The sequence below is a fragment of the Vibrio lamellibrachiae genome (assembly GCF_050337265.1).
GTDB lineage: Bacteria > Pseudomonadota > Gammaproteobacteria > Enterobacterales > Vibrionaceae > Vibrio > Vibrio kyushuensis.
This window is the reverse complement of sequence record NZ_JAKJSU010000008.1, coordinates 139,524-166,234: the sequence shown is the minus strand read 5'-3', so window position 1 is coordinate 166,234 and position 26,711 is coordinate 139,524. Positions and strand designations below refer to the sequence as shown.

Sequence of the window (26,711 nt, the reverse complement as noted above, 5' to 3'; positions counted from 1 at the left end):
ATCATTATAAAAAGTTTTTACCGTAATCCATTGGCGAAGTGCCGAAATACGATGCCAAACTTTGACCAATATCTGCAAATGTATCTCTAAGCCCTAATGAGCCCGCAGGTACATTTTTGCCGTACACAATGACTGGAATATGTTCACGAGTATGATCACTACCAGGCCAAGTTGGGTCACAACCATGATCTGCGGTTAGAATAAGAATGTCATCTTCTTCCATTAACTCAATCACTTCATTCACTCGACTATCGAAATATTCGAGTGCTGCAGCATAACCAGCGACATCACGGCGATGGCCATAAGCAGAGTCGAAGTCAACAAAGTTAGTGAACACAATCGTATTGTCACCCGCTTCTTTAATTGCTTCTTTGGTTGCTTCAAACAGATCAGGAATGCCCGTTGCTTTAGTTTTCTTGGTAATACCACAGCCAGCGTAGATATCTGAGATCTTACCTATCGAATGTACATGACCATCTTTTTCTTCAACGAGCTTTTGTAAAACAGTTGCTGATGGTGGCTCTACAGAGAGATCTCTTCGATTACCTGTGCGTGCAAATTCACCCGCTTTAGCGCCAACAAACGGACGCGCGATAACACGACCAATATTGTAATCACCCAGCTCTTCACGAGCGATTTGGCATAACTCTAGTAGGTTATCTAGACCAAAGGTCTCTTCATGACAGGCAATTTGGAATACCGAGTCACCCGATGTATAAAAGATCGGAAGACCGCTCTTCATGTGCTCTTCACCCAAGTCATCAAGTACTTGAGTACCCGACGCATGGCAATTCCCTAGAAAACCAGACAGACCTGCACGTTTTAGAATGCGATCAGTGAGCTCTTTCGGGAAACTATTCTCTTTGTCGGTAAAGTAACCCCAATCAAACAGAACAGGAACACCCGCAATTTCCCAGTGACCAGAAGGAGTATCTTTACCTGAAGAAAGTTCTGCGGCATGACCATAAGCACCAATCACTTCGACACTCTCTTCTAAACCAGCAGCGAACTTACCCGTTGATTCTTTGTGAGCCATCGCAAAGCCAAGCTTTGACAGGTTAGGCAACTTTAGTGCCCCACTGCGATCGGCATTATCTGCCAATCCTTTACTGCACTGTTCTGCAATGTGACCCATGGTATCTGCACCAACATCACCGAACCTATCCGCATCAGCTGTTTCACCAATACCAAATGAATCTAAAACTAAAATAATTGCTCTTTTCATTTCTCTCTCCAACAGACTTTACACGTCTTCAGAACGAATTTGACGATAAACATCTGGAGTCGCTTGATACTCTCCGCCCACACTAATTGCATTTAATAGTGCAGATGCGGCCTCTTGCCATTGCTCTTCATTACGTGCATGGATAACAGCTAGCGGTTTATCGCTCGTCGCTACCTCACCTAGACGAATGAAGTTATCAAAACCTACTGCGTAGTCGATACTGTCAGTGGCAACGCGGCGTCCACCGCCCATGCCAACAACAGCCATACCGATAGCGCGAGTATCCATCGCAGATACAACACCGCTTTCAGATGCGTAGACAGGTTTGATAATTTCTGCTTTTTCTAAGTAGTTATTATAGTTTTGTACAAAATCTTCAGGACCACCAAGGCCTGCAACCATTTTGCCAAAGCACTCTGCAGCTTTGCCGTTATCGAGTACTTCCATTAGCTTAGCGCGCGCGTCTTCAGAGTCAGTGGCTAAATTACCCAGCACCAACATTTCAGCACAAGATGCCAAGGTAATATTGAGTAAACGAGGGTTACGGTATTCACCCGTTAGGAACTGAACCGCTTCTCGAACTTCAACGGCATTACCAGCAGATGAAGCTAGAACTTGGTTCATGTCGGTTAAAATAGCAGTTGTCTTAGTACCGGCACCGTTCGCCACAGCAACGATTGATTTTGCCAGTTCTTCAGATGCTTCATACGTTGGCATGAATGCGCCAGAACCCACTTTCACATCCATTACAAGTGAGTCTAAACCTGCGGCTAATTTCTTAGACAAAATAGAGGCAGTGATCAGTGAGATATTATCAACGGTCGCAGTGATATCACGAGTGGCGTACACGCGCTTATCAGCAGGAGCCAAATCGCCCGTCTGACCAATAATAGCAACACCTGCGTCTTTAGTGACTTGTCCAAAAACATCGTTGGTTGGCGTAATGTTGTAGCCAGGAATTGACTCTAGCTTGTCAAGAGTACCACCAGTATGACCTAAGCCACGGCCTGAGATCATTGGAACGAATCCGCCACATGCTGCCACCATTGGGCCAAGCATTAATGACGTTACATCGCCAACACCACCAGTTGAGTGTTTGTCTACGATTGGACCATCAAAGTTCATGTGACCCCAATCGATCACCATGCCTGAATCACGCATAGCACACGTGAGAGCAATTCGCTCAGGCATGGTCATTTCATTAAAGAAAATTGCCATTGCGAATGCCGCAATTTGGCCTTCAGATACGGTGTTTTTCGCAACACCTTGAATGAAGAAGTTAATTTCTTCAGTCGTTAGAATTTCGTTATCACGCTTTTTGCGGATGATTTCTTGAGGTAAGAAAGTTTGAGATAAAGACATTAGAGCCTCCCAAGCGGTTAAGCATGGTTAGTAAGGTAAGAGGTATATGGAGCGAACTAGATCAACTCGACCTAGTCACTCCACGAATCAGACTTATTGTTTTCAGTTCAGAGCCAGTAGCGATTAGTACGCTGCAGGATCTGCTGTTTCGTCTGTTACTTCTAATGTATTTAATAGATTAGTTAGCAGGCTTGATGCACCAAAACGATAATGCATATTATCTGCCCACTCAGCGCCAAGTAACTCATCAGCCATACCAAGGTAAGCTTGAGCATCTTCAGCTGTGCGAACACCACCAGCAGGTTTGAAACCAACTGTTTTTGCAACGCCCATGTCACGAATAACTTCAAGCATCATGCGTGCGTATTCTGGTGTTGCGTTTACTGGCACTTTACCCGTTGAGGTTTTAATGAAATCAGCGCCCGCTTCAATACAGATTTGAGAGGCTTTTTTAATTAATGCTTCTTCTTTAAGTTCACCCGTTTCGATGATCACTTTAAGAAGAATGTCACCACACGCTTCTTTACACTGTTTAACCAGCTCAAAACCAACTTCTGCATTACCAGCAATCAGTGCGCGGTATGGGAAAACCACATCGACTTCATCTGCGCCATAAGCAACGGCAGCTTTTGTTTCAGCAACAGCAATAACAACATCATCGTTACCGTGAGGGAAGTTTGTTACTGTCGCAATACGCACATCTGGAGTGCCTTGCTCACGAAGAGTCTTCTTCGCAATAGGAACAAAACGAGGGTAGATACAGATTGCAGCAGTATTACCTATGGCTGTTTTTGCATCACGACATAATGAGATCACTTTTTCATCAGTGTCATCATCGTTCAACGTTGTAAGGTCCATTAATTTAAGTGCGCGTAGTGCTGCTGCTTTTAAATCGCTCATTTCTATCTCCGATCAATATATTCAATTCATTTACCACTGGGCATGAGATCTTTAGTTATAACCTCGATAGTTAGCCCAGTAGCCTTAAATGAACGGACTTGGTTCCTTGAAGACTCAATACATACAGCGAACATGTATTGATTGCTATCCTTGTCACCGCACAGTACCAAATGGTACATGGCACAACCATCACTGATGGACGTACCTGCGTAGGCAAATCATTTGCCTGTATGAGATGTGCTGCCGTTAAGTGATAAGTGGTCACTCAAACAGAAGTGCTTTATTTAATCTATACAGTATAGATATTCATCGCAAAACTGTAGTGCCATATAAAACGCAAACGGTTTGTATCTCAAAAATCTTACGCTCTTTCCTAAATTCAGGTTTATTGACTCCCATCTCTACGACTTTAAGCCGTAATCAAGTGAAACAATAAAACCTTATCGCCCAAAACGAAAAAAGCCCCGCAGCAATTTCTTGCTACGGGGCGATTTATTAAGGCGTCTATATATTAATTACCGAGTTCTATTAAAGAGCCGCAAGGCTTAAACAGAAACCAGCAATTGTTGCTGCCATTAGGTTCGAAAGCGTACCAGCGGCAACAGCTTTCATACCCATGCGAGCAATCTCATGACGGCGTTCAGGAGCAAGGCTACCTAAACCACCTAGTAGAATCGCGATTGAAGAAAGGTTTGCGAAACCACATAGTGCGAATGAGATGATTGCTTTCGTTTTCTCAGAAAGAATAACTTCAGCACCTTCAGCAAGGTATGGAGAGAATGCAACGTACGCTACGAATTCGTTCGCTACGATCTTCTGACCGATGAATGAACCTGCAAGTGTCGCTTCAGACCATGGAACACCGATTACGAATGCTAGTGGAGAGAATACCCAACCTAGAATCATTTCTAGCGTTAGTTCTGGCATACCAATCCAGCCGCCAACACCACCAAGCATGCCGTTTACTAGAGCAATCAAACCGATGAATGCTAGTAGCATTGCACCAACGTTTAGAGCCAGTTGTAGGCCCATTGCTGCGCCGCCAGCGGCTGCATCAATTACGTTAGCAGGTTTGTCATCGCCACCATCTAAACTATCTGCAATGTTATCATCAGGCGTGTCTGTTTCAGGCATGATGATTTTAGCAAACAGTAGACCACCAGGTGCAGCCATGAATGATGCAGCTACAAGGTACTCAATTGGAACACCCATGCCAGCAAATGCTGCAAGTACACCACCAGCGATAGAAGCTAGACCACCACACATTACTGCGAATAGTTCTGACTTAGTCATCTTAGGAACAAACGGACGGACTACTAGAGGTGCCTCTGTTTGGCCAACGAAGATGTTCGCTGCCGCTGACATTGATTCCGCACGTGAAGTACCTAGCGCTTTTTGTAGTGCACCACCAAGAATCTTGATGACCCACTGCATAACGCCAATGTAGTAAAGTACAGAGATGAAAGCAGAGAAGAAGATTAATGTAGGAAGAACGCGGAATGCGAAGACGAAACCGCCGCCACCGAATAGTTCGAACATTTTACCCGATACTAGGCCACCGAAGATAAATTCAGTACCTTTGTTACCGTATGCGATTACATTTGATACTCCATCAGAGAAGCTTTTCAGCAGCTCTTGTCCCCAAGGAACGTAAAGAATAAATGCACCCAACACAAATTGAATAGCGAAAGCGCCACCTACAGTTCTTAAGTTGATCGCTTTGCGGTTGTCAGATAAAAGTACTGCTAGTCCAAGCAGAACGAACATCCCGACGATACTCATAAACAGGCTCATAGTTTATGATTTCCTTATTAGTTATTTATTGGCGTGTTACAAAGTGGAAGCTAAAAAAGCTAGTTAATTATACGCACCACAAATAAGATAAAGTAATGCCACGTTCACACTTTCTGTTAAGACACACAGTTCATTCATGCATAAGTGTGATCATGATCACTATTTTCAATAACTACATTCATCTATCGTACATTTTCTTTAGAAATCATTCACAAATAGAGAAGAGTAAATGGCTGTTTTGCCACAACGATTGCGCAATCGTTTGCTCTGTCTGTTTTTTCATCAAAGCCAGTTCTGATAACACTTTAGGTAGCATTAGTGGGTGATTATTTTGCCCCTGAAAACCATGCAGTGGCATATCTGGTGCGTCCGTTTCAATGACCAAATAGTCTAATGGTAAATCTGTAATCGCCTGCCTTGTCTTGTTCGCTCGTGGATAGGTAATGGTGCCACCGACGCCAATATAGAAGCCTAACTCAATGTAAGCCATTGCCTGCTGATAGCTACCCGAGAATCCATGCAGCACCCCTCCTTTCGATAACGGGTAACGTTTTAATAAAGGAATAAGACGATGGTGCGCTTTGCGACAGTGCAGAATGACGGGAAGCTGATACTGTTGTGCGAGTTCCAATTGCACTGAGAGACAACGCTCTTGCAGGCCATGCTCGCTCTCAATGGCGAAGTCAAGCCCACATTCACCGATAGCAACACAATGTGTAGAGCGCTGCTCTAGCGCTTGTGAGAGTGCAGGCTGTATATCTTTTGAGGTAGGCGGAAGAAACCAAGGGTGGAAACCTAGAGCGTGATAAATCTGTGGGTAGCGTTTTGAAAGGGATTGAATCGATGACCAATTGCTTTCATTGATCGCGGGAACTAAAAATCGCTCAACGCCCTGCCTTTCAGCTAATCTAAGTTCTGCTTCAAAATTGCCACTAAAACTATCAAAATCAAAGTGGCAATGGGTATCGAATAAACCAATCATCGATACCTACTTGTCTTTTTCTTCATTTGGTTTGTTAATCGAAGAGCAGCTATTGGCAGGGGCTTTCCGGTAAGGGACGCAACTTCGCTTGTTCTCAGGAGTCAGCCCCATAGAGAGACACCAAGCATCATACTTGCGCAAACAAGACTTCAACCATTTCAGCACTGCTGCTCTCCTTTTAATTCACCTATTAGCTGTTTAATAAACCAAAGAGCTTTATTGCTCATCACGTTTGAAGACAAGCTCTTTGTCTGACGATTCCGCTTCAACAAAGTAATAGCCTGCTGTATCAAAGCTTTGTAATGCCTCTACCGAATCGACTCGGTTTTCAATCATATAACGAGCCATCATGCCACGTGCTTTTTTAGCGTGGAAACTGATCACTTTGTATACGCCATTTTTACAATCTTTAAATACAGGCGTAATCACCTGAGCTTCTAAAGACTTAGGCTTGACCGCCTTGAAGTACTCATTCGAGGCTAAGTTAACCAATACCTTATTCTCTTGAGCCTCGAAAACTTGATTCAGCTTATCTGTAATTAGCTTGCCCCAGAACTGATAAAGGTTAGTACCACGAGGGTTCGCCAGCTTGGTCCCCATCTCTAGACGGTACGGCTGCATCAAATCCATTGGTTTAAGCAACCCATACAGCCCAGAAAGCATTCTTAGGTGTTGCTGAGCATAATCTAAATCCGCTTGTGAAAGAGAGCCTGCATCTAACCCTGTGTAGACGTCACCTTTAAAAGCAAAAATAGCCTGACGTGCGTTATCAAATGAAAACGTCTCACTCCACTGCTCAAATCTAGCCACGTTCAGCCCCGAAATTTTATCGCTCACCTTCATTAAAGCAGCAATATCGAGAGGCGTTAGTTTTCGGCACTCATGAATCAGCTCTTTAGAATGCTCAATAAAGTCAGGCTGAGTACACTGCTCAGTAGGAAGTGGAGACTCGTAGTCCAGTGTTTTAGCCGGTGAGATAACGATCAGCATATTTAGTTTTCCATGTAGGTTTATCTTTTATAGATTACAAAAAAAGCCATGCATTGTCTGCATGGCTTTTCAATTACTCTAATAGGAAGAACTAATTAGATTTCTTACTATTGTCCCAAATGCCTTTCTCAAGTTGAGACTGAAGCTCAGGGAAGTCATTTGCGTCAAATGTCGGCACTTTACCAGCGTCCAGTTGGCGGTTGTAATCTTTAGCCAGCTTAATCACGATGCCTGAAAGCAAGATGATCGCGACTAAGTTAACAATTGCCATTAAGCCCATTGATACGTCAGCCAGAGCCCATACCGTTGGTAATGACGCTAATGAACCAAACATCACCATGCCAAGAACAATCAGTCTAAAGAAGATAAGACCTTTCTTATTGTTGTGCTCTAGGAAGATTAGGTTTGTTTCAGCGTATGAATAGTTTGCAATGATAGAAGTAAATGCGAAGAAGAAAATCGCTACTGCTATAAAGATGCCACCCCAGTCGCCCACTTGCGCCGTCAATGCACGTTGCGTTAGTTCGATACCCGTAATTTCACCGTGAGGCACATACTCGCCAGACATCAAGATGATGGCAACAGTACATGAACAGATCACAATAGTATCCGTGAACACGCCAAGCATCTGCACATAACCTTGTGACGCAGGGTGTGGAGGATAAGGCGTTGCAGAGGCTGCTGCGTTAGGCGCAGAACCCATACCCGCTTCGTTTGAGAACAAACCACGCTTGATGCCTTGAATCATTGCTTGAGCAATCGCGTAGCCTAGGCCACCAGCAGCTGCTTCTTGAAGACCAAATGCACTCTTGAAGATCAAGCTAAGAACGTCTGGCACTTTCTCGATGTTCATCAACATAACGTAGATAGCGATCAATAGGTAAGCCAGTGCCATCACAGGAACAATCAGTTCAGCTGTGCGAGCAATCTTACGAATGCCGCCGAAGATAACGAATGCTGAAATAACAACGATAGCAATACCAACATACATCTCTTCAAAACCAAATGCGTTGTTCATCGCACCAGCGATAGCATTTGCTTGAACTGCATTAAAGACCAGACCAAATGCAATAATTAGGAAGATAGAGAACAACACGCCCATCCAGCGCATGCCTAGCCCTTTTTCCATATAGTACGCTGGACCGCCGCGGTAGTTACCGTCGCTGTCACGTGTCTTATAGAGCTGTGCAAGGGTACTTTCGGCAAATGATGTCGCCATACCAAGCATAGCAATCAACCACATCCAGAAAATCGCACCGGGACCACCAGCAGTCAGTGCAACGGCTACACCTGCCATGTTACCAGTACCGACACGAGCAGCTAAGCTAGTACAAAGGGCCTGAAAAGATGAGATACCCGCTTTATCTGCTTTACGGCTGTGTTTAAGAACGCTAAACATGTGGCCGAAGTGGCGAAACTGAATAAAACCAAGACGTACAGTAAAGTAGATACCAACGCCAACAAGTAGATAAACAAGGATCGATCCCCATAGAAGATCGTTCATCAAATTAATTAAGTCTGTCACAAGAACCTCTCTCGGTGTTTGCACTACTCTTAGCTACGAAAGCTTAGCTCTAAAAAACTCACATCGCTCTTCAAAGAGAAGGCGAAAAGTGTCTGTTATTTTATAATGATGTTTTTTATGTCGAACCCTAATTCTAGCTAGGGTTTCAAAGCAGTGTGTATTTTTGACCGCCGGATAATGCCGTGTGGCACATCAAAAATCAATACTCAACAAAACACACATAAATAGTATTCCACACTGTAAATTACGCCATTTTTAACATAAAACACTTACATTTCATCACAATTACAACACATAGATAAACTTCATTTGCAACATTAACAACTCGTTACATTCGGGCGGTCAAATTCAAGCCTAAAACACACCTCAAGCTAATAGCATAAAGGTGCAAAGGGTTTTGGTTCAATTTGGATAAATCATAAAGTTCAGCTTGTATGGTTTCTAATAAAAAGTGGCAAATGTTAACTATTGAAGCGAATCATCGTTTTTAATCCCATTTGCCAATTAACAGTAAACTTTATCGTTTGCTAACGTCTGTTTGCTTACTGTTTGACCAACTGAGTTTTGATATTTGTGATATTCAGTAAAGAAACCACATAAAATATTCATAAAAAATAAACAAATGAGAAACAAATCAAGGATAGTCTTAGGCAAAACATGGTATTAAAAAGATCCTGTTTCAGGCATATTCGAATAAATAGAGGTGGCTTATGGAAGGCATACAGTTCGACGAAGTTATGGAAACATCTTTCCCTAGAGGTAAAGCAGCTCGTTCAAAACCCGTTAAACGTAAATGGCGAGAAATAGAAGCAATAAAAGACCGACAACGTCTACGAAAAGAACTACTAGATATGGACATGAACCTTAAACTCGAAGACATAGATATTTAAAATTCACCACTTACATGGCTTAAAGAATTAGATATAAATAAAAGGCGCTACCTAAAGCGCCTTTTGTCTATCTGGATATTAATGACAGCGATTACTTTAGACACATTCAGAATCTAATTGGCTGATTCTGCGGGAGAGCTGCTGATATTTATCCGCGATGGTGCTACCAAATAAAGGATCGTCTTCACTCACATCCCAAAGTTTCTCAACCGCTTGCCAATCGCTGGTATTAAATGTGCGGCTTATAAGGGGGAGTATCGACTCCTCTTCAGTTTCTAAGTGACGCTTTTGTGCCAACATAAACTCTTCTAACAGACCGACAAACATTTCCTGAGGAATAACCGCATCTTTAAGAATCATGTCTACGACATTTAAAAACTCATGGGTCTTTTCTGATAGTTGGTGATGTTCTAGCTCTAAATTACTGATCTCAAATTGATGACCATATTGAGTAAGAAAGTAGTGGTATAAGATATTTTCTTTTGGGTGGTGTACTTTTTCAGAATGATTCGCAAGATAATCCACAACATCTCGAATGAGTGAATAATTGACGGTTTGTTCATTCTTCAGTCTTAATAGTTTTTGTCTCAATATAGCAAGCAAACGAATCATATAGCCATGCTCGCGCCGAATCCTTTCTATCATCATAACCTTCTCTCCTTAACACTTACTTTTTTTAAGTGTATATGAGAGTCACTGAGTGTGTATTGAGCTTGTTCAAAAAACACTCAGCTAATTTCAATTCTGGATTCTAACTCTAAATAGAGGCTATTTATTAGTAATAGAGTCGTCACTAGTACAACCTACCGAGTAAGACGCGGTTACCCAGTAATCGACATTAATCTAATTCAATATCTTTCAGTTTCCAATCAATAGGTTGTCTGTTTTGCTTCTCTAATAACTGATTGACTTGTGAAAAGTGCTGACAACCAAAGAAACCACGGTAGGCAGACAAAGGGGAAGGATGAACAGAGGTTAGAACATGATGCTTATCGCGGTCAATAAAGCGACCTTTCTTTTGAGCATGCGCTCCCCACAATATAAAAATAACCCCTTCATTATGTTGAACAATCTGATCAATCATGTGATCGGTAAATGTTTCCCAACCAATCTTCGAATGTGAATGAGCCTTACCTTGCTCGACAGTCAGTACAGTATTGAGTAGTAAAACGCCCTGTTTAGCCCAACTCTCAAGCGAGCCATGATTGGGAGCCTTAAAACCATCAATGTCCTGAGTAAGCTCTTTATAGATATTGACCAGTGATGGAGGGGTCTTAACGTTAGGAAGTACCGAGAAGCTTAGGCCATGCGCTTGATTTGGCCCGTGATAAGGATCTTGTCCTAAGATAACTACTTTGACTTGATCAAATGGCGTCATTTCAAATGCACGAAACACATCCTCTTGCGCAGGATAGATTCTGCTTCCACCAGAGCGTTCATCATCAATGAACGTCATCATTTTTGTAAAATACTCTTGTTGTTTTTCAGCTTCGATTAAATCGAACCATTGCACAGAGTTTGCCATGTCGCATCCCTATAAATTGCAGTTTTGCTCATTTTATCAGAACGCATGCAATTTACAGAGATTCGATCGGCCTCACGAGCTTTTCTGTGGCGTTCTAAAACGGCCTTGGCCACTAATATGGCGATTCGGAGTTGGCATGCGTGAAGCACGTGCAGTATATGATACAGGGGTATAATGAATAGTAGACTGAGTAATAATAGACATAGTGTGGCACTCCTCTTTGATACAACTAACAACATTTCTATTCCGTGGGGAGTTATCTATTAGATAGTCTCCCACTACAATGTTGATTCTCATTAGTAGTAATGAAAGATCAGTGCCAACTTTTTCATGATGACAATTAACTTATTGAGTTCCAATGAAACTTTCTTAATGCATTGATTTCCTCAGCCCAAACATCAGAGTCTATTGTCTCTAAAATCAAAGGGATACCGTCAAACCTAGGGTCTTTTGCTATGTATTCAAAACAATCCCAACCAATCTCACCTTGGCCCAAGGAGTGGTGGCGATCGACACGACTCGCTAATTCTACTTTAGAATCATTGATGTGCATTGCACGAAGGTAGTGCATACCAACGATTCGATCGAACTCTTCAAAAGTATGATCACAGGCTTCTTTGGTGCGTAAATCATAGCCAGCGGTAAAGGTGTGGCAAGTATCGAGGCAAACGCCTACTCTGCTCTTATCCTCTACTTTTTCAATGATTTGTGCCAAATGCTCAAACTTCCAACCCAGGTTAGTCCCCTGACCCGCTGTATTTTCAATAACAGCTATCACATCAGGTACCGCTTGGTGGGCTAGGTTGATTGATTCTGAAATTAATTCTAAACACTCATTCTCAGATATCTTCTTTAAATGACTCCCAGGATGAAAATTCAATAATGTCAGCCCCAATTGATGGCATCGTTCCATCTCATCAATAAACGCCGCTCTCGATTTGAGAAGCTTCTCTTCCTCCGGCGCTCCGAGATTAATTAGGTAAGAGTCATGGGGAAGAATATGATCGGTTGTAAAGCCGAGCATTTCGCAATTTGCTTTAAACGCGCTAATGGTTTTGGCCTCAAGAGGCTTCGCTTTCCACTGTCTCTGGTTTTTCGTAAACAGTGCAAATGCATTAGCACCAATCTCTCTTGCCCTCATAGGAGCGAGATCGACACCACCTGCAGCTGATACGTGAGCACCGATCAACTTATTGCCATATTTTTTCACATTCATTGTCACAAACTCGCTGTCTAATGGATCTCTTACAATCTCAATATGATTCATTTTTTCAGACGCTTTATAGCGCGTTTGGGCTTAAAAATCACCTTTTCATAATGTTGGAAAATTACTACAAAAAATCCGATTAAAAAATATTTTAATCTATAAACTATTTTGGAATCACTTATTTAACAACAAGTTATTGATCTAAATCAAAGAAATACCCATAATTTAAATAATGTTTTTGGTTGTATTTTGACTCAAATCAATATTAGAATAGACCGCATAAGATAATTATTATTAGCTCAACTTAAAATTTAACAACAATTTCCACGTGAGTGGACTAGGAGATAGTTATGATTCAAGGTATCCAAATTACTACAGCAGCAAACGACGACCTACTTAACTCAATCTGGCTACTAGATAGCGAGAAGAACGAAGCACGTTGTGTTGCTGCAGCAAGTGGCTACGAAGCTGACCAAATCGTTGCAATCAACGATCTTGGCCAATTTGAGAGCCGTGAAGTTGCAATCGAAACTCCACCAAAAATCGAAGGTGGTCAGCACCTGAACGTTAACGTTCTTAAGCGTGAAACTCTGGAAGATGCAGTTGCACACCCAGAAAACTACCCACAGCTAACTATCCGTGTATCGGGTTACGCTGTACGCTTTAACTCACTGACAACTGAGCAACAGAAAGACGTAATCGCACGTACTTTCACTGATTCTCTATAATCAGATTGCTTGTCATTCCGATAGGGGTGAACCAGTAGCAAATAAAAAAAGCGGCGCTATTAGATAGCGCCGCTTTTGTATTTAAGAGCCTCACCTACTTCCTAAATACAAAGTAGGTAAGATTTTAATCGTTGATTATTTTTGCACTCGACGTAAAACGACTTTAAGCGCGTCAAAATCATTCGCTAGATCTTCAGACAACAGTTCCATTGCTGCATGCTTAGCTAAAGGCGCTGGCACATCAATATCAGAAGATAAAATGTCATCTACCACTTCTTTAAATTTAGCCGGATGCGCAGTACATAAGAACAGACCAGTCTCACCAGCTTGTAGCTGATCACCGAGTAAACGGTATGCTATCGCACCATGTGGTTCGCATAGGTAACCTTCGTTATGCAACTCACGTACTGACTCAGCACTTTGCTCATCAGTTACCATACCTTTACCTAATGTATCTAAGCCCCAACCTTTCAACTGACAAAGCTCTTCAATACGTGGCCAGTTGTTTGGTTGGCTAACATCCATTGCATTTGATGTTGTAGCAACAGTTGGTTTTGGATCCCATTTACCTGTTTCTAGGTAACGTGGAACGGTATCATTTGCGTTAGTTGCAGCAATAAAGCGCTTGATTGGCAAACCTAACGCTTTAGCAAGCAAGCCAGCAGTAAGGTTACCAAAATTACCACTCGGTACGGAGATCACTAGGTTCTCACGCTCTGCTTTCGTTAATTGAGAAGCGGCCTCAAAGTAGTAACAAATTTGAGCCATCAGGCGGCTGATGTTGATTGAATTCGCAGAGTTAAGGCCAATCTCTTCGCGAAGTTGTGCATCGTCAAAAGATTGTTTAACTAGAGCCTGACAAGCATCAAAATCGCCATCAATAGCAACGGTATGGATATTTCCACCCAATGTGCAGAATAACTTCTCTTGCAGTGGACTGATCTTTCCTTTCGGATATAGGATTACAACATTGATGTCTTCCATACCGTAAAAGGCATGCGCTACTGCTGCTCCAGTATCACCAGAGGTAGCCGTTAAGATGGTGATTTTTCCACCATTAGACACAGCCGCTAGAGACTGAGCCATGAAACGACCACCAAAGTCTTTAAACGCTAATGTTGGGCCATGGAATAACTCTAATGCGTAAACACCATCTTTAACTTGTTTAATCGGTGCTGGAAATTGAAAAGCTTCAGCAACTAGACCAGTAACAACCTCTTTTGATAGTTCGTCACCGATCAGTGCCGATAAGATTTTTGCGCTGCGCGACGTGAAATCTTCTGCTAATAGAGCATCGATATCGTCAAATTTTGGCAATTCAGATGGGAAGAATAGCCCTTGATTACGACCTAGCCCTTGGCGTACGGCTTGGCTAAAAGAGACTTGTTCATCATTTTCTTTGATGTTGTAGAGCTTCATAGTGAACTTCCTGTAACGGTCGATCCTTGCTTATCCAAACGACAAACATGGACGAATCCTTCTTGATTTTGTGCATAATTCTGTTCGAGCCAGCGTGCAACTCGCTCGGCGACATCTTTATCTTGGCAAACACTGAATAGAGTTGGGCCGCTTCCTGAAATGCCAGTCGCTAATGCCCCTGCTGAGGTTGCGTATTTACGCGCTTCAGCAAAACCCGGTAGCAGTTTCTCACGATATGGTTCTGCAATCACGTCTTTGATCATTTTCGCGGCTAATTCAGGTTGACCAGAGTGACAACCGTGAATAAATCCTGCGAGATGACGACCATGAGCAATGATATCTTGTCGACGGTATTGAGAAGGTAATATTTCACGTGCTTCCGCCGTTGATACGGTAATGCCAGGGTAAGCCATAACCCAGTACCACTCATCGAAACAAGGGACTTCTTGGCTGATGATTCCCAACTCTTCAAGCATCAATTGTAAGCCACCAAGGTAACATGGAGCTACGTTATCGTAGTGAATGCCACCCGATATCTTACCTTCCATCTCACCCATTAATGCCAGCAGCTCAGTCTCATTTAATGGTTGACCGTGAAAACGATTCAGCGCATCAAGTGCGGCAACAATAGAACATGCACTTGAGCCTAGACCAGACCCAATCGGCATATTCTTCTCAAGCGTCATCTCTAGTGGTTTTAGCTCAATACTTTTTTTCGCTAACTCTCTGGAGAAAACAACCCAACAGTCATAAACGATATTTTCTTTTGTTTCTTTAGGAAGCTTTGAAACAAAGCTCCCTGAGGTTTTTAATGTAAACGCCTCTTCGCCAGGTTTTACCAATACTCGGTCACCTAGCAACGTACCGTCGATCGGTGAGACAGCGGCTCCTAATACGTCAAAACCAACACTGACGTTACCAATCGAAGCGGGAGCGTAAACAACAACATCCATATCACTTGAACTCATTATTAAACCCCTAACTTCCAACCAAGAGTACGCATAACATCCGAGAAAACACCTGCAGCAGTTACTTCAGTACCAGCACCGTAACCACGTAGAACAAGTGGGATTGGTTGGTAGTAGCGGCTGTAAAATGCTAATGCATTCTCACCATCTTTAATTTTGTACATAGGATCGTCACCATCAACAGCAGCAATACGAACCTTACATTTACCATCGGTAATTTCACCAACGTAACGCAATACTTTGCCTTCTTGGGCAGCATCTTCTACTTGCTGCTTAAAGTACGCATCCGCTTCAGGTAGACGAGCCATAAACTCTTCAACACTGCCTGAATCATCAAAGCCAGGTGGCAATGCTTGGTCAACAATAACGTCTTCAAGCTCTAACGCCATGCCAGCTTCACGAGCAAGAATAAGCAGCTTACGCGCAACATCCATGCCTGAAAGATCATCACGAGGGTCTGGTTCTGTAAAGCCATTGTCTTTAGCAATGTTAGTTGCTTGGCTAAGTGTCATTCCTTCATCTAGCTTACCGAAAATGTAAGAAAGAGAACCAGACAAGATGCCATTGAATTTTTCTAGTTCATCACCCGCAGAGATTAGGTTTTGCAGGTTTTCAATAACGGGAAGACCCGCACCTACTGTTGTTTCATACATCAACTTACGACGAGAGCTACGTGCGACTTCGCGTAATTGATGGTAGTAAGCCATGCTCGACGTATTAGCTTTCTTATTTGGTGTAACTACGTGGAAACCCGCACCAAGGAAGTCGGCATACTGATTCGCGATTGACTCACTTGACGTACAATCAACCAACACAGGGTTAATGATGTGGTTACGCTGAACCAATGAAATAAGACGCGCTAAGCTGAACTCTTCAGAGGCATCCTTCATACGGTCACGCCAGTGATCCAGTGGAAGACCAGCGCTATCAAGCAATAGGCCTTTGCTGTTTGCTAAACCACAAACTCGAATCACAATGCCTTTATCCGCTAGCTTCGCTTGTTGACGTTGAATTTGGTCAACAAGTTCACCACCAACACCACCAATACCAACAACAAAAACATCTAAGAAGTGTTTAGAGTTAAACAGATTCTCATGACACGCTTTAATCGCTTCAGCAATCTTGTCTTCAGGGATAACAGCAGAGATAGCACGCTCAGAAGAGCCTTGTGCGATAGCCACGATGTTAACGTTCACTTCAGCCAGTGACGCAAAGAATTGAGATGCAACACCACGTGATGTACGCATGCCGTCACCAACGAGCGTCACAATTGATACGTTGTCCATAAACTCAACAGGTTCTAGAAGACCGTCTTTGAGTTCTAGTTCAAACGCATCACTTAATACTTGTTTGGCTTTTAATTTATCAGCGGATTCAATACAAAAACTAATGCTGTATTCAGACGAAGATTGAGTGATCAGGACAATAGAAACACCCGCGGATGACATTGCGCCAAATACGCGACTTGCCATACCAACCATGCCTTTCATGCCAGGGCCAGAAACGTTAACCATGGTTAAGTCATTAAGCGTTGTAATACCCTTTATCGCTAGGTTGTCTTCACCGGTATCTTGACCAATTAACGTACCTGCACCTTGAGGGTTAAAGCTGTTTTTAATCAAGCAAGGGATATGGAACTGGGCAATAGGAGCGATTGTTTTTGGATGTAGTACCGACGCACCAAAATAAGAGAGCTCCATAGCTTCTTGATAGCTTAGCGATTTTAACAGGCGTGCATCATCAACAAGGCGAGGGTCACAGTTATATACGCCATCGACATCAGTCCAGATTTCACAGCAATCAGCTCGTAGGCAAGCAGCGAGTACCGCCGCTGAATAATCTGAGCCATTACGACCAAGCGTAACAAGCTCACCTTTTTCATTACCCGCAGTAAAACCCGGCATAATATTCACGTGGCCAGCAGGTAGTGGGTTTTGCTTAAAATTCTGAGTTGATACTTCGACATCAACCATTGCTTCTAGGTGGTCACCTTGAGCAAATAGGTATTGAATAGGGTCAATTAAACTTGCAGGCTGATCTTTCGCTTCAAGCACTGCTTTCATTAATTGAATAGAGATTCGTTCGCCTTTACTGATGATACGAGCATTGACATGGTTAGGGCACATACCCAATAAATTGATGCCATGAACAAATTGGCGTAGTTGCGATAAAGACGTTTTCAATTGATTGGTGAAGCCTTTACCACAAATGCTTGGTAACTCTGCCTTAATACGCTCAAATAGATCTTGAAAAGACGTTTCTAGCTCAGAAATTTGTAAATCCGCTTCACCATTTCTAAGAGCGGCTTCAATGACTGCTACTAGCTTATTGGTTGTTTTTCCTGGTGCTGACAGTACAACTGCCACCTCTTCTTGCTGTGCATTATTAGCAATGATATCCGCCGCTCTTAAAAAGCGGTCAGCATCAGCTAATGATGAACCTCCAAACTTTAATACTCGCATCCTTTCTCTCCAAAGTTTTTAAACTGATATAAAAAAAGGCCTGTATCTCGTGGGATACAGGCCTTTTTTTGAATTTCTTTTCGGTTAGCAGCCTGCCCCAACAAATGTAATGTCGGTAATAATAATGGTGGTCATTATTAGTGTGCGGCTGTGTAGCATAGAATATTCTCTAACCTTCTCTGTCATTACCTATACGTTTACCTTACTTTTAGCTAACGAGTCAATGAAAACTTATTTTTTTTAACGTTCGTTCACTAATCAAGCAACAAAACGCCTATATTCAACCACTTTTAGTGATACAAAGCTTATTTGAATATCCTAATAACCAATTGCTATATAGAAGACAAGACACACGGTTAGTTTTTGTGCTTTACTTATCGTTGCAACAAAATAGTTGCTTTAAAAAATAATAAAATATAAACCAAGGAGTGGCCTATGAAGATACTATTCAGTTTTATCATGCTGATGATGTGCTCATACGTAAGTGCTACGCCATTGCCTTCGCTACCATCTCTTGCCAATTCAGCAACGACTTCGCCACATAGGCTTTTTGTCACCAGTGAACAAGGCCCTACTCAATTTGATTCTTGGAAAATTGACAGTGGCTATTCATATAGCCTCTTTGACAAGATTGACCTATATGTAGGTACTCGGGTTAACAACTCAGACAGTAATGAAAATGGTTTTTTAAGTGGAGTTAGTTATCAACTCACCAATCGAGTCTCAGTAAAAAGTACCCTTCATTCATATTCTGAAGTAATCGATGACACGAAATCGGATTCTGTGTCTGCTGAAGTATCAAGTCGAATGAAAATCACCGATAACCTTGATTTGCATGCCACCCTAGATTATCAAGAGTGGCAGCAAGGTATTGAACTTGGGCTAGGATTTCGTTTTTAGTTAACCTAAACGGCTTGAGATCCCATTAAAAGAAAGAGCTAAAGAAGTTTTTCTTTCGATGTCAGCACACCATTCCAATCAGCGTATATATAGTCACCAGGTAGAATCATTTGGCCTTGAATAGAAAGTGGAACACTAACCTGCCCAGCCCCTCGTTTTTCTGTTTTCAATGGACAGGTACCTATCGCTTTGATTCCTAATTCCATTTGAGACAATACAGCCACGTCTCGAACTGCACCAAAAATGATGACGCCTTCCCAATCATTTTCGATAGCCATAATCGCAACTTGGTCACCCATTAATGCTCGTTTACAAGAATGACTGCCATCTACGACCAATACCTTACCTTTACCATTGGTACTCAAAACATCTCGAACTTTTGAGTTATCGTGATAACAGCGAACTGTCTCAATCTGTCCATAAAAAGCATCCTTTAAACCGAAGTTTTGTAACGGTTGCTCTATAAGGGTGACCTTATCTTCAAACTGGTCACAGATATCAGGTGTAATATCGTTCATACTTCCTCCATGATTTATATAAATCCTTTCCTGCATCTGGCGTTTAGCCGCCCAATACTTGTCTCTGCATGATCAATGCATGACAGTAGTATTAACTCGCCATCTTCAACGTAATAAATGGCATTTTGTGCGCATTTACTGGCCAGTTCCAATGCTGCTATTCTGTCAATAGCAACTGCATAACTCTCTTCATACCAAGTAAAATCTCGATTCCCGACTAGGACATTAACGACTTCTACAGTTGGCGCTGCTGCTAATAATTGCTCATTTTGCAATAGGTTATCTTGATGGGACTGCTTTTTACCGAAACGGTTCCATCCTGTAATGATTGCGTAGTTATTACTGTGGGGTGTACTAGAAAAATCAAAGTACGGATCTCCGTAAACTCCCCATAAATAGGCATCAATCATCATATACACCTTTATTACAACAACACCATACTATTAATATTTGTTACATTTGAACTATTGATATAAATCAACAAAATGAAAGGAATTAACATTCTTGCATTGTTAGCAAGCTGTTAAGAATATAAAATCCGCGTCATAGACTAGTAGAGTATCTGATAAGGAAAAGGAAATTCCCCCCACAAACTGTGGTACTAAGGATAGTAGGCAACTGTAGTATTATTTCTAATAAGTTTGGTTTATTATTAAAAATAATTAACATTATGTTATGATTTTTGCCTAGTATTTAATCTATTAGCACAATTTTATCACAAGTTTAGGTACCGCCAATGCAAACCCCGCAGATTCTTATCGTTGAAGATGAGCAAGTAACTCGTAACACTCTAAAAAGCATTTTTGAAGCAGAGGGATACGCTGTTTTTGAAGCCAGTGACGGTGAAGAGATGCACCAAGTTCTAACTGACAATCAAGTTAACTTGGTTATCATGGACATCAACCTTCCAGGTAAAAATGGTTTACTACTAGCTAGAGAATTACGTGAGCAAGCGAATGTCGCTCTTATGTTCCTAACCGGTCGTGACAATGAAGTTGATAAAATTCTAGGCTTAGAAATCGGTGCAGATGATTACATCACTAAACCATTTAACCCTAGAGAGCTGACTATCCGTGCTCGTAACCTACTAAGTCGTTCTATGAATGCAAGTGCTGCTCAAGAAGAGAAGCGCAGCGTAGAAAAGTACGAGTTTAATGGTTGGGTTCTAGATATTAACAGTCGCTCTTTAGTTAGCCCAAGCGGAGAAGGCTACAAGCTGCCTCGCTCAGAATTCCGTGCATTGCTTCATTTCTGTGAAAACCCAGGAAAGATTCAAACACGTGCAGACCTACTGAAGAAGATGACAGGCCGCGAACTTAAGCCGCACGATCGTACTGTTGATGTAACGATTCGTCGTATTCGTAAGCACTTTGAATCTGTTTCTGGTACGCCAGAGATCATTGCAACGATTCATGGTGAAGGTTACCGTTTCTGCGGTGACTTAGAAGAGTAAATAGCTTAGAGAGTTACTCTTTTAAATAAGATAACTTTCTGTTCTATAAGAAAGGCTTGCTATGATTAGCAAGCCTTTTTGTTTTATTGGTCACTTGTTTTAAGTAACTAACGTTTTACGTAACTAACAGCAGCGTTTAGTACACGACATCGATATTCACGTCATGCTCAACTAGCCACTTCTCATTACCATTGTTATTAAGCTGAATGGCAATATCAGCGGGCGTGTCTGGTGAAATCGGAAGCTGCCAAGCAAAAGCTAACTCCCAGTGACTGGCACTGTGAGTGCGTACATCAATCTCTTCACTCTCAATTAGCCACGTTTCTGCGCCTTGCTTAATCGAAACACTGACCACTTCTAATTGTGCCGGCAATTCATCTTTTGACTCAATAGAGAGCGCTGCATGCAAATTTTGCTCAGAAGAAGATGCTTCCCCAATGGTTGGCATTTTATCAATCCAAAGAGAGCTTTTAAGTTCAATCATCATCTCTTCAACCATAACGGTACTGTCTTGCTGCCAATTAACTTCTGCTGTCTGGCATCCACCAAGTAGTACTGTGGCTAGTGACACCAATGCGATTTTTTTTATCATATAATTACCTTTGCGCTAACCAATTTTTTAATATTTGAATATCGTGCTGATAGCCATTCTTGATCTCTTCAACCCAATCAGCAATATTTTCCCACCATGTTACTCGCTCTGGTGATTGGGCTTTTTGTGCGATACTTTGAATTCGTTTCAAACCAATTGAGCCCGCTGCACCCTTAATTTTATGAGCTTCCGATACTATTCTATCTTGATCCTTCGCCACCATGTTCGAATCTAATATTTCGATATAGTCAGGCATCATCTCCTCAAACATCTCGATGCTATCAAGAACAGGCTTTACACCAACTATATCTACATAGGACTCAAGCATAGGCAAATCAAGCAAGGTACAATACGTCTCATCTGAGACTTGTTCCTTTTTAACAGGCTCAGGTTTGGGCGCACATAGTACTGGATCAATATCGCATAAGCGAGCAATCACATCTTGAATTGCAATGACTGAAAGCGGCTTACTTAACGCATCATCCATACCCTTATCTAAATATTCTCTTTTATTTTTCAAAACATTAGCGGTAAGAGCAACCAAAGGTGGGAGCTTGTTATAGGTCTGTCGATAGGACTGAGCAACATCAAATCCTGTCATATCCGGCAGTTGAATATCCAATAAAACCAAATCGTAACTGTCAGGATTAAACTGTTCTATCGCCTCTTGACCTGTCATGGCGACAGTAACTTGGTGACCTAAGCTCTCTAATAATGACCGAGCAACGGTAATATTTAACTCAATATCTTCCACCATAAAGATTCTTAGACCCGGCTGGTCTACAGGTGCAAGCTTTTCTGTTGCAGACTCTTCAGCTAAAGGCACTGTCAAAGTCACACTGAATGTCGTACCAAAGCCCTCTTCACTAGAGACAGTAATATCGCCATTCATCATTTTGATCAGTTGCTTAGACACTGCTAGGCCAATACCAGTTCCAACGGCATGTAAGTTATCCTTACCCGATTTCACCTGATAGTACATCGCAAATATTTTATCTAACTCGCTCTCAGCAATACCAATACCGGTATCTTCTATTTCAATGATTATTTCAGCTTGTTCCCCTTGAGTTTCGGCGCTGACGGTCATGACGACACCGCCCTCTTTGGTGAACTTCATTGCATTACTAATTAAATTCCATAGCACCTGACGCAGTCGAGTCGCGTCAATTTCAACCGCAGAAGGTAGTGCACTTAATCGTTCTAGATCAAATCGAAGGCCTTTCTGCTCAGCCATCAATGCAGAAATACTTTCGATTTCAGCAATGAACTCTTCAAAGTGTAATGATGTAGGTAACAGCTCTAGTTTACGTCGATCAAACTTGTCCATATCGATAATGTCACTGAAAATATTTCCTAGTGTGATCGCACTGACATTGATGGTTTGCATGTATTTACGCTGCTCTTGATTAAGCTGGCTATCAAGAAGCATACGACTTAGACCGACAATCCCATTAAGAGGTGTTCGAAGCTCATGACTGATGGTAGAAATAAACGTTGTTTTGTCTCTACTCGCTTTCTCTAGTGAGTCCTCGTGCTGTTTACGCTCGGTAATATCTCGACCAAAACCCACTAAACCTAAGTGTGCGCCCTCTTTACTGTAAAAAGGCACTTTTCGTAATTCAAAGTAGTTCTTCCTGCCATCCGGGTATTCAAGCCACTGCTCGTACGTAATAGCTTGATTATCAAGAAAGACTTTTTGGTCTGTATCGATAATTTGATCGGCAATCTCTTTACTGTAGACATCTCTTGGCGTCAGACCAACAAGATCACTTTCTCGCTTACCCGTCAGTTCTTCCATCGCTCTATTACAACCAGAGAAGACGCCTTCCGCATTGCGGTAATAAATAAGATCGGGAGAAGCATCAATAAACGATCGGAGCAGTGCCGTTCTTTCCGCGAGTTCAACTTGGGTACGCTCACGCTGGAAGACCTCATTTTCCAGATCATTAATCGCTTCTTTTCTTGCCTCTTCTGCTTTAATTCGCTCTTCAATTTGCAGGTTTAATTTAGAGATATTCTGCTGAAGCCTTAAGTTCAACTCTTGATCGCGCGAGCGCATGTCTTTTAATTTAGACACCAACTTTGATAATCGCTGGCGAGACTCTTCGAGTTGATCAACAACGACAGAAAGGAAGTAAACAGCCCAAGGGGTGATAATTAAACCAAAGAATACTGAGCGAACAATATCAATATCATCAACATGACCACTCAATCCAAGCGTTATCCCTACCTGTACGACAACGGCGAGTGCAACAAGCGCCATTGCTAATAATATAGAGAAACGAAGGATACCCAGCTTGACTAATAGATCGACATAATACTGAGCAAGATTTTTGATTGGCTTCATTAAAGGCTTCCTGCGTTAACTGCTGTAGGGAACTGGTGGTAATTAGATATTTATTCTACTCTTTTTACTCTTGATAGGTAAGCTAAGTGCATCACATCCATGCCCTTCTGGGTTATGGGTTTAGCCACTAATAATCAAGTATTTATAGAGAGCTAACATGGATGTTAGTTCGATTGCGGCCATCCGACTTAGCTTGATACAAGGCGCTATCGGCCATTGCTACGATCGATTCCATTGAATCTGTCGGAGATGGAAGTATTGAGACTAGCCCTAGACTGACAGTGACATGTGAAGCCACACTAGAAGCTTTATGTTCAATCATAAGGGCTCTAACTTGAGCATGAACTTTCTCTGCAACATTATAAGCACCTTCCGTTGTCGTATTTGGTAGGATAAAACCAAACTCTTCCCCACCATATCGAGCGACACAGTCAGAAGATCGTGTTAATACACTCTTAAAAGCGTTAGAGACTAGTTTGAGAGCTTCATCTCCCTTCTGATGCCCGTAGAAATCATTGTATCCTTTGAAAAAATCAATATCGCACAGCAACACTGACATAGGCTGCTTCTCTCGAACATGAATAGACCACAATGTACTTAATTGTGAATCGAAATGACGACGATTAGATACCTGAGTTAACCCATCAATTAAACTTAATCGTTCTAGCTCTTGGTTTGCTTCTGCTAATTTTTGTTCAGCCAAGTATCGCTCTGAAATATCTCGCGACATAACCAATACTCCGTTGGTACCAGAGGTTGGTTCTCTGAACGGTGACTTAACAACGTCATACCATCTCTCATGCCCATCTGAACCCATAACTTTGTCCACATAGCGAAGTGAGATCTCCTCACTAAGAACGCGTTTATCTGAATCAGAAAAACGTTCATATAACTGCTTTGGAATAAGCTCATCAAGCCGACGGCCGATAAGGTCATCCACCTTTGTTAAGCCCAGATCTTTAACAAACGGTTCATTACAGGCCTGATACACCATATTCTCATCAAATATTCCAATGGAGTCAGGACTAGACTCAAGTATCACTTGTAGAATGGTATCGCGTTTGGCTAGTGCCACTTCCGTATCTTTACGCTTCTCCATTTCATCACTGAGATTCTTTTGAATATTGTGCCAATCCGTTACATCATGGCTGATGCCTAAAACCCCTAGCTGCTCACCTTCTGGCGACATTAATAAGTTTTGATATGTTTCAAGTAAGCAACCTTGACCGTCAGGAGAGGTTGTCCAATGTCGCTTACTTGCTCGACCTCGAATAGCCCCTTTAATATCTTTACTACCTTCCTCTTTTCGATCTAACCAAAAAGCATCAAAAGATCGATTACTAAAAACCATATTACCGTCGAGACCTTTTACAAAGATAAGTTCAGATAAAGAATCGAGTGCGGTTTTAGCCGTAGACAGTGAATTAATTTGGTCTTGAAGCTCCCTTGTGGAGGCTTGCTTAGGGAATGCATAAATCAACCAGACCGACTGGCCACGATAGGTCACCTTTCGCCCTGTTAAAGAAATAGGCAAGCTCGTTTGCGAAGTGACCGGCCATTGAAGTTGATGAGATTGAAACTGATCGGAAGTATAGCTTTCAAGCTCGTTAAGAATGAACTTATTAGGGATATGCTTAGGAAAGAAAGATGATCGGCCGATGAGTCGAATACCCAGCAACTGCATGGCAAGACGATTAGATAGCTGCAATTCACCACTTCTGGCGTTAACCACCATTAAGGCGGCTGGAACATCCTGAACGAGTGTTTCGATGTATCTGTTATATCGGGAATAAATGATCACAACGCATGCAATAGACAAAGCAATGATGATCACATCTAATCCGTGACCATCGGTCACATTCCACAACCAGTTTAACCATACTTCCATTGAAACAAATAACCCTAGTGTATCCATACTCTAAAGGGTACGAAAGATATCAGTTTCTCGCTGACTATTCTTGTGCTAACACGGGTTTTGAATAAATAAATGGCTGAGAAATTAATGAACCCTGAGCACCATCACTGTCTAGAGCCCGGCCGATTTCGGTCATCGCTAGCCAACGATTTTCACACCACAAGGGGGCAAGCAGTGTTGGACGACGAGCCGCAGAAGAGACGCGATGGTAAATGATGTCTGGTGGTGTCATCCGAATCATCTCACTAGCGATAGATACGTACTCATCAAGCTCTGGCGCTTTTAGTTTTCCGGCACGCCACGCTTTTGCCATTGTACTGCCTTCAACAATATGTAACCCATGAAGCTTGATTCCATCTGTACCAACATCGAGTACTTTTTGTAGCGTCTCAAGATTGCCACTGCGAGCCTCTTTGGGTAAACCTACAATGAGATGAGTACATACTTTTATGCCTAAAGCGCGAGCGCGTTTGGTGATGTCAGCGTAACACTCAAAATCATGACCACGATTAATACGTTTTAATGTCTGATTGTTTGCAGTCTGCAAACCCAATTCTAGCCATATCTCATACCCCTTATCGACATATTCAGATAACAATTCTAAAACAGCATCAGGGACACAATCAGGACGAGTACCAACACACAAACCCACTATATCAGCCGCTTTTAATGCTTCTTCATACATGTTTCTCAGTACTTGAACTTCGGCATAGGTGTTGGTGTAGGCTTGAAAGTAAGCGAGGTACTTGCGTGCTCGTTTGATTTCTCCTGCTCGGTCGGTTAGTTGGTCAACAATACTCTGGACTTGTGTTTGCTCATCAACAAATGAAGATACATTGCAAAATGTACAGCCACCTCGGCCTATGGTTCCATCCCGATTTGGGCAGCTAAAGCCACCGTGCAAAGTCAGTTTATGTACTTTCTCACCGTAACGGCGCTGTAAATCTTGTCCAATGGTATTCACTAACTCATGTAACTGCATATATAAACCACAACTGTATTTATCGAT

General features: G+C 42.1%; 24 protein-coding genes and 1 other annotated feature. Of the genes, 4 read left to right on the top strand and 20 right to left on the bottom strand.

Features of this window, described 5'->3' with window-relative positions:
• Nucleotides 1-4: 4 nt before the first annotated feature.
• From L4C54_RS13970 to L4C54_RS13935, 8 genes are all read right to left on the bottom strand, one after another.
• A complete protein-coding gene (locus L4C54_RS13970; RefSeq protein ID WP_428808666.1) occupies nt 5-1,225 on the bottom strand; it encodes a phosphopentomutase in 1,221 nt (406 codons plus the stop codon).
• Nucleotides 1,226-1,243: 18 nt separating this feature from the next.
• Nucleotides 1,244-2,587 carry a thymidine phosphorylase gene (gene deoA, locus L4C54_RS13965; protein ID WP_428808665.1) on the bottom strand — a complete coding sequence of 448 codons (1,344 nt, stop codon included), beginning with the start codon at nt 2,585-2,587 and terminating at the stop codon, nt 1,244-1,246.
• 123 nt (nt 2,588-2,710) lie between these two features.
• On the bottom strand, nt 2,711-3,487 hold the full coding sequence (gene deoC, locus L4C54_RS13960; protein ID WP_428808664.1) for a deoxyribose-phosphate aldolase: 777 nt from the start codon (nt 3,485-3,487) through the stop codon (nt 2,711-2,713).
• A 528-nt stretch (nt 3,488-4,015) separates the two neighbouring features.
• Nucleotides 4,016-5,281 (bottom strand): NupC/NupG family nucleoside CNT transporter, encoded by a 1,266-nt coding sequence (locus tag L4C54_RS13955; RefSeq protein WP_428801075.1) that lies wholly within the window; start codon nt 5,279-5,281, stop codon nt 4,016-4,018.
• 205 nt (nt 5,282-5,486) lie between these two features.
• Complete coding sequence (locus L4C54_RS13950; RefSeq protein WP_428808811.1) at nt 5,487-6,260, bottom strand: TatD family hydrolase; 774 nt, start codon at nt 6,258-6,260, stop codon at nt 5,487-5,489.
• Between the two features lie 9 nt (nt 6,261-6,269).
• Nucleotides 6,270-6,428 carry a DUF5363 family protein gene (locus tag L4C54_RS13945; protein WP_428808663.1) on the bottom strand — a complete coding sequence of 53 codons (159 nt, stop codon included), beginning with the start codon at nt 6,426-6,428 and terminating at the stop codon, nt 6,270-6,272.
• A gap of 51 nt (nt 6,429-6,479) precedes the next feature.
• A complete protein-coding gene (yaaA, locus tag L4C54_RS13940; protein ID WP_428808662.1) occupies nt 6,480-7,253 on the bottom strand; it encodes a peroxide stress protein YaaA in 774 nt (257 codons plus the stop codon).
• A 91-nt stretch (nt 7,254-7,344) separates the two neighbouring features.
• Nucleotides 7,345-8,778 (bottom strand): alanine/glycine:cation symporter family protein, encoded by a 1,434-nt coding sequence (locus L4C54_RS13935; RefSeq protein ID WP_428801078.1) that lies wholly within the window; start codon nt 8,776-8,778, stop codon nt 7,345-7,347.
• Nucleotides 8,779-9,488: 710 nt separating this feature from the next.
• Between L4C54_RS13935 and L4C54_RS13930 the strand changes: the two genes are divergently transcribed.
• Nucleotides 9,489-9,668 carry a DUF3545 family protein gene (locus L4C54_RS13930; protein ID WP_428801079.1) on the top strand — a complete coding sequence of 60 codons (180 nt, stop codon included), beginning with the start codon at nt 9,489-9,491 and terminating at the stop codon, nt 9,666-9,668.
• Between the two features lie 96 nt (nt 9,669-9,764).
• Here L4C54_RS13930 and L4C54_RS13925 read toward each other — a convergent pair whose 3' ends face one another.
• The 3 genes from L4C54_RS13925 to nfo form a co-directional block, all read right to left on the bottom strand.
• Nucleotides 9,765-10,316, bottom strand: a complete 552-nt coding sequence (locus tag L4C54_RS13925; protein WP_428801080.1) for a hemerythrin domain-containing protein — start codon at nt 10,314-10,316, stop codon at nt 9,765-9,767.
• A 190-nt stretch (nt 10,317-10,506) separates the two neighbouring features.
• Nucleotides 10,507-11,193, bottom strand: a complete 687-nt coding sequence (gene ung / locus L4C54_RS13920; RefSeq protein WP_428808661.1) for a uracil-DNA glycosylase — start codon at nt 11,191-11,193, stop codon at nt 10,507-10,509.
• Between the two features lie 340 nt (nt 11,194-11,533).
• The gene (gene nfo / locus L4C54_RS13915; protein WP_428808810.1) at nt 11,534-12,409 is read right to left on the bottom strand and encodes a deoxyribonuclease IV; all 876 of its coding nucleotides are present in this window, start codon (nt 12,407-12,409) and stop codon (nt 11,534-11,536) included.
• Between the two features lie 341 nt (nt 12,410-12,750).
• Here nfo and grcA point away from each other — a divergent pair, with 341 nt between their 5' ends.
• Nucleotides 12,751-13,128, top strand: a complete 378-nt coding sequence (gene grcA / locus L4C54_RS13910; RefSeq protein ID WP_428801084.1) for an autonomous glycyl radical cofactor GrcA — start codon at nt 12,751-12,753, stop codon at nt 13,126-13,128.
• Nucleotides 13,129-13,263: 135 nt separating this feature from the next.
• On the opposite strand, the gene thrC is transcribed toward grcA, so the two are convergent.
• Genes thrC through thrA form a run of 3 tightly spaced genes read right to left on the bottom strand, consistent with a single transcriptional unit; the run spans nt 13,264 to nt 17,977 of the window.
• Nucleotides 13,264-14,547, bottom strand: a complete 1,284-nt coding sequence (gene thrC / locus L4C54_RS13905) for a threonine synthase (RefSeq protein ID WP_428808660.1) — start codon at nt 14,545-14,547, stop codon at nt 13,264-13,266.
• On the bottom strand, nt 14,544-15,500 hold the full coding sequence (thrB, locus tag L4C54_RS13900; protein WP_428808809.1) for a homoserine kinase: 957 nt from the start codon (nt 15,498-15,500) through the stop codon (nt 14,544-14,546). Before thrB ends, thrC begins: the two co-directional genes overlap by 4 nt.
• 17 nt (nt 15,501-15,517) lie before the next feature.
• Complete coding sequence (thrA, locus tag L4C54_RS13895; RefSeq protein ID WP_428808659.1) at nt 15,518-17,977, bottom strand: bifunctional aspartate kinase/homoserine dehydrogenase I; 2,460 nt, start codon at nt 17,975-17,977, stop codon at nt 15,518-15,520.
• A 29-nt stretch (nt 17,978-18,006) separates the two neighbouring features.
• Nucleotides 18,007-18,123 (bottom strand) — a sequence feature (Thr leader region).
• 289 nt (nt 18,124-18,412) lie between these two features.
• Here thrA and L4C54_RS13890 point away from each other — a divergent pair.
• On the top strand, nt 18,413-18,877 hold the full coding sequence (locus tag L4C54_RS13890; RefSeq protein ID WP_428801087.1) for a hypothetical protein: 465 nt from the start codon (nt 18,413-18,415) through the stop codon (nt 18,875-18,877).
• A 38-nt stretch (nt 18,878-18,915) separates the two neighbouring features.
• On the opposite strand, the gene L4C54_RS13885 is transcribed toward L4C54_RS13890, so the two are convergent.
• Nucleotides 18,916-19,395 carry a putative 4-hydroxy-4-methyl-2-oxoglutarate aldolase gene (locus L4C54_RS13885; protein WP_428808658.1) on the bottom strand — a complete coding sequence of 160 codons (480 nt, stop codon included), beginning with the start codon at nt 19,393-19,395 and terminating at the stop codon, nt 18,916-18,918.
• A 14-nt stretch (nt 19,396-19,409) separates the two neighbouring features.
• The gene (locus tag L4C54_RS13880; RefSeq protein WP_428808657.1) at nt 19,410-19,808 is read right to left on the bottom strand and encodes a DUF3293 domain-containing protein; all 399 of its coding nucleotides are present in this window, start codon (nt 19,806-19,808) and stop codon (nt 19,410-19,412) included.
• A 323-nt stretch (nt 19,809-20,131) separates the two neighbouring features.
• On the opposite strand from L4C54_RS13880, the gene arcA reads away from it, so the two are divergent.
• Nucleotides 20,132-20,848, top strand: coding sequence for a two-component system response regulator ArcA (gene arcA, locus L4C54_RS13875; RefSeq protein ID WP_428801090.1), 717 nt, complete (start codon nt 20,132-20,134; stop codon nt 20,846-20,848).
• A gap of 136 nt (nt 20,849-20,984) precedes the next feature.
• On the opposite strand, the gene L4C54_RS13870 is transcribed toward arcA, so the two are convergent.
• The 4 genes from L4C54_RS13870 to mnmL form a co-directional block, all read right to left on the bottom strand.
• Complete coding sequence (locus tag L4C54_RS13870) at nt 20,985-21,440, bottom strand: hypothetical protein (protein ID WP_428801091.1); 456 nt, start codon at nt 21,438-21,440, stop codon at nt 20,985-20,987.
• Nucleotides 21,441-21,444: 4 nt separating this feature from the next.
• On the bottom strand, nt 21,445-23,787 hold the full coding sequence (gene arcB / locus L4C54_RS13865; RefSeq protein ID WP_428808656.1) for an aerobic respiration two-component sensor histidine kinase ArcB: 2,343 nt from the start codon (nt 23,785-23,787) through the stop codon (nt 21,445-21,447).
• A 142-nt stretch (nt 23,788-23,929) separates the two neighbouring features.
• Nucleotides 23,930-25,675 carry a diguanylate cyclase domain-containing protein gene (locus L4C54_RS13860; RefSeq protein WP_428808655.1) on the bottom strand — a complete coding sequence of 582 codons (1,746 nt, stop codon included), beginning with the start codon at nt 25,673-25,675 and terminating at the stop codon, nt 23,930-23,932.
• 64 nt (nt 25,676-25,739) lie between these two features.
• Nucleotides 25,740-26,684 (bottom strand): tRNA modification radical SAM protein MnmL/YtqA, encoded by a 945-nt coding sequence (gene mnmL, locus L4C54_RS13855; protein WP_428808654.1) that lies wholly within the window; start codon nt 26,682-26,684, stop codon nt 25,740-25,742.
• Between the last annotated feature and the right edge of the window lie 27 nt (nt 26,685-26,711).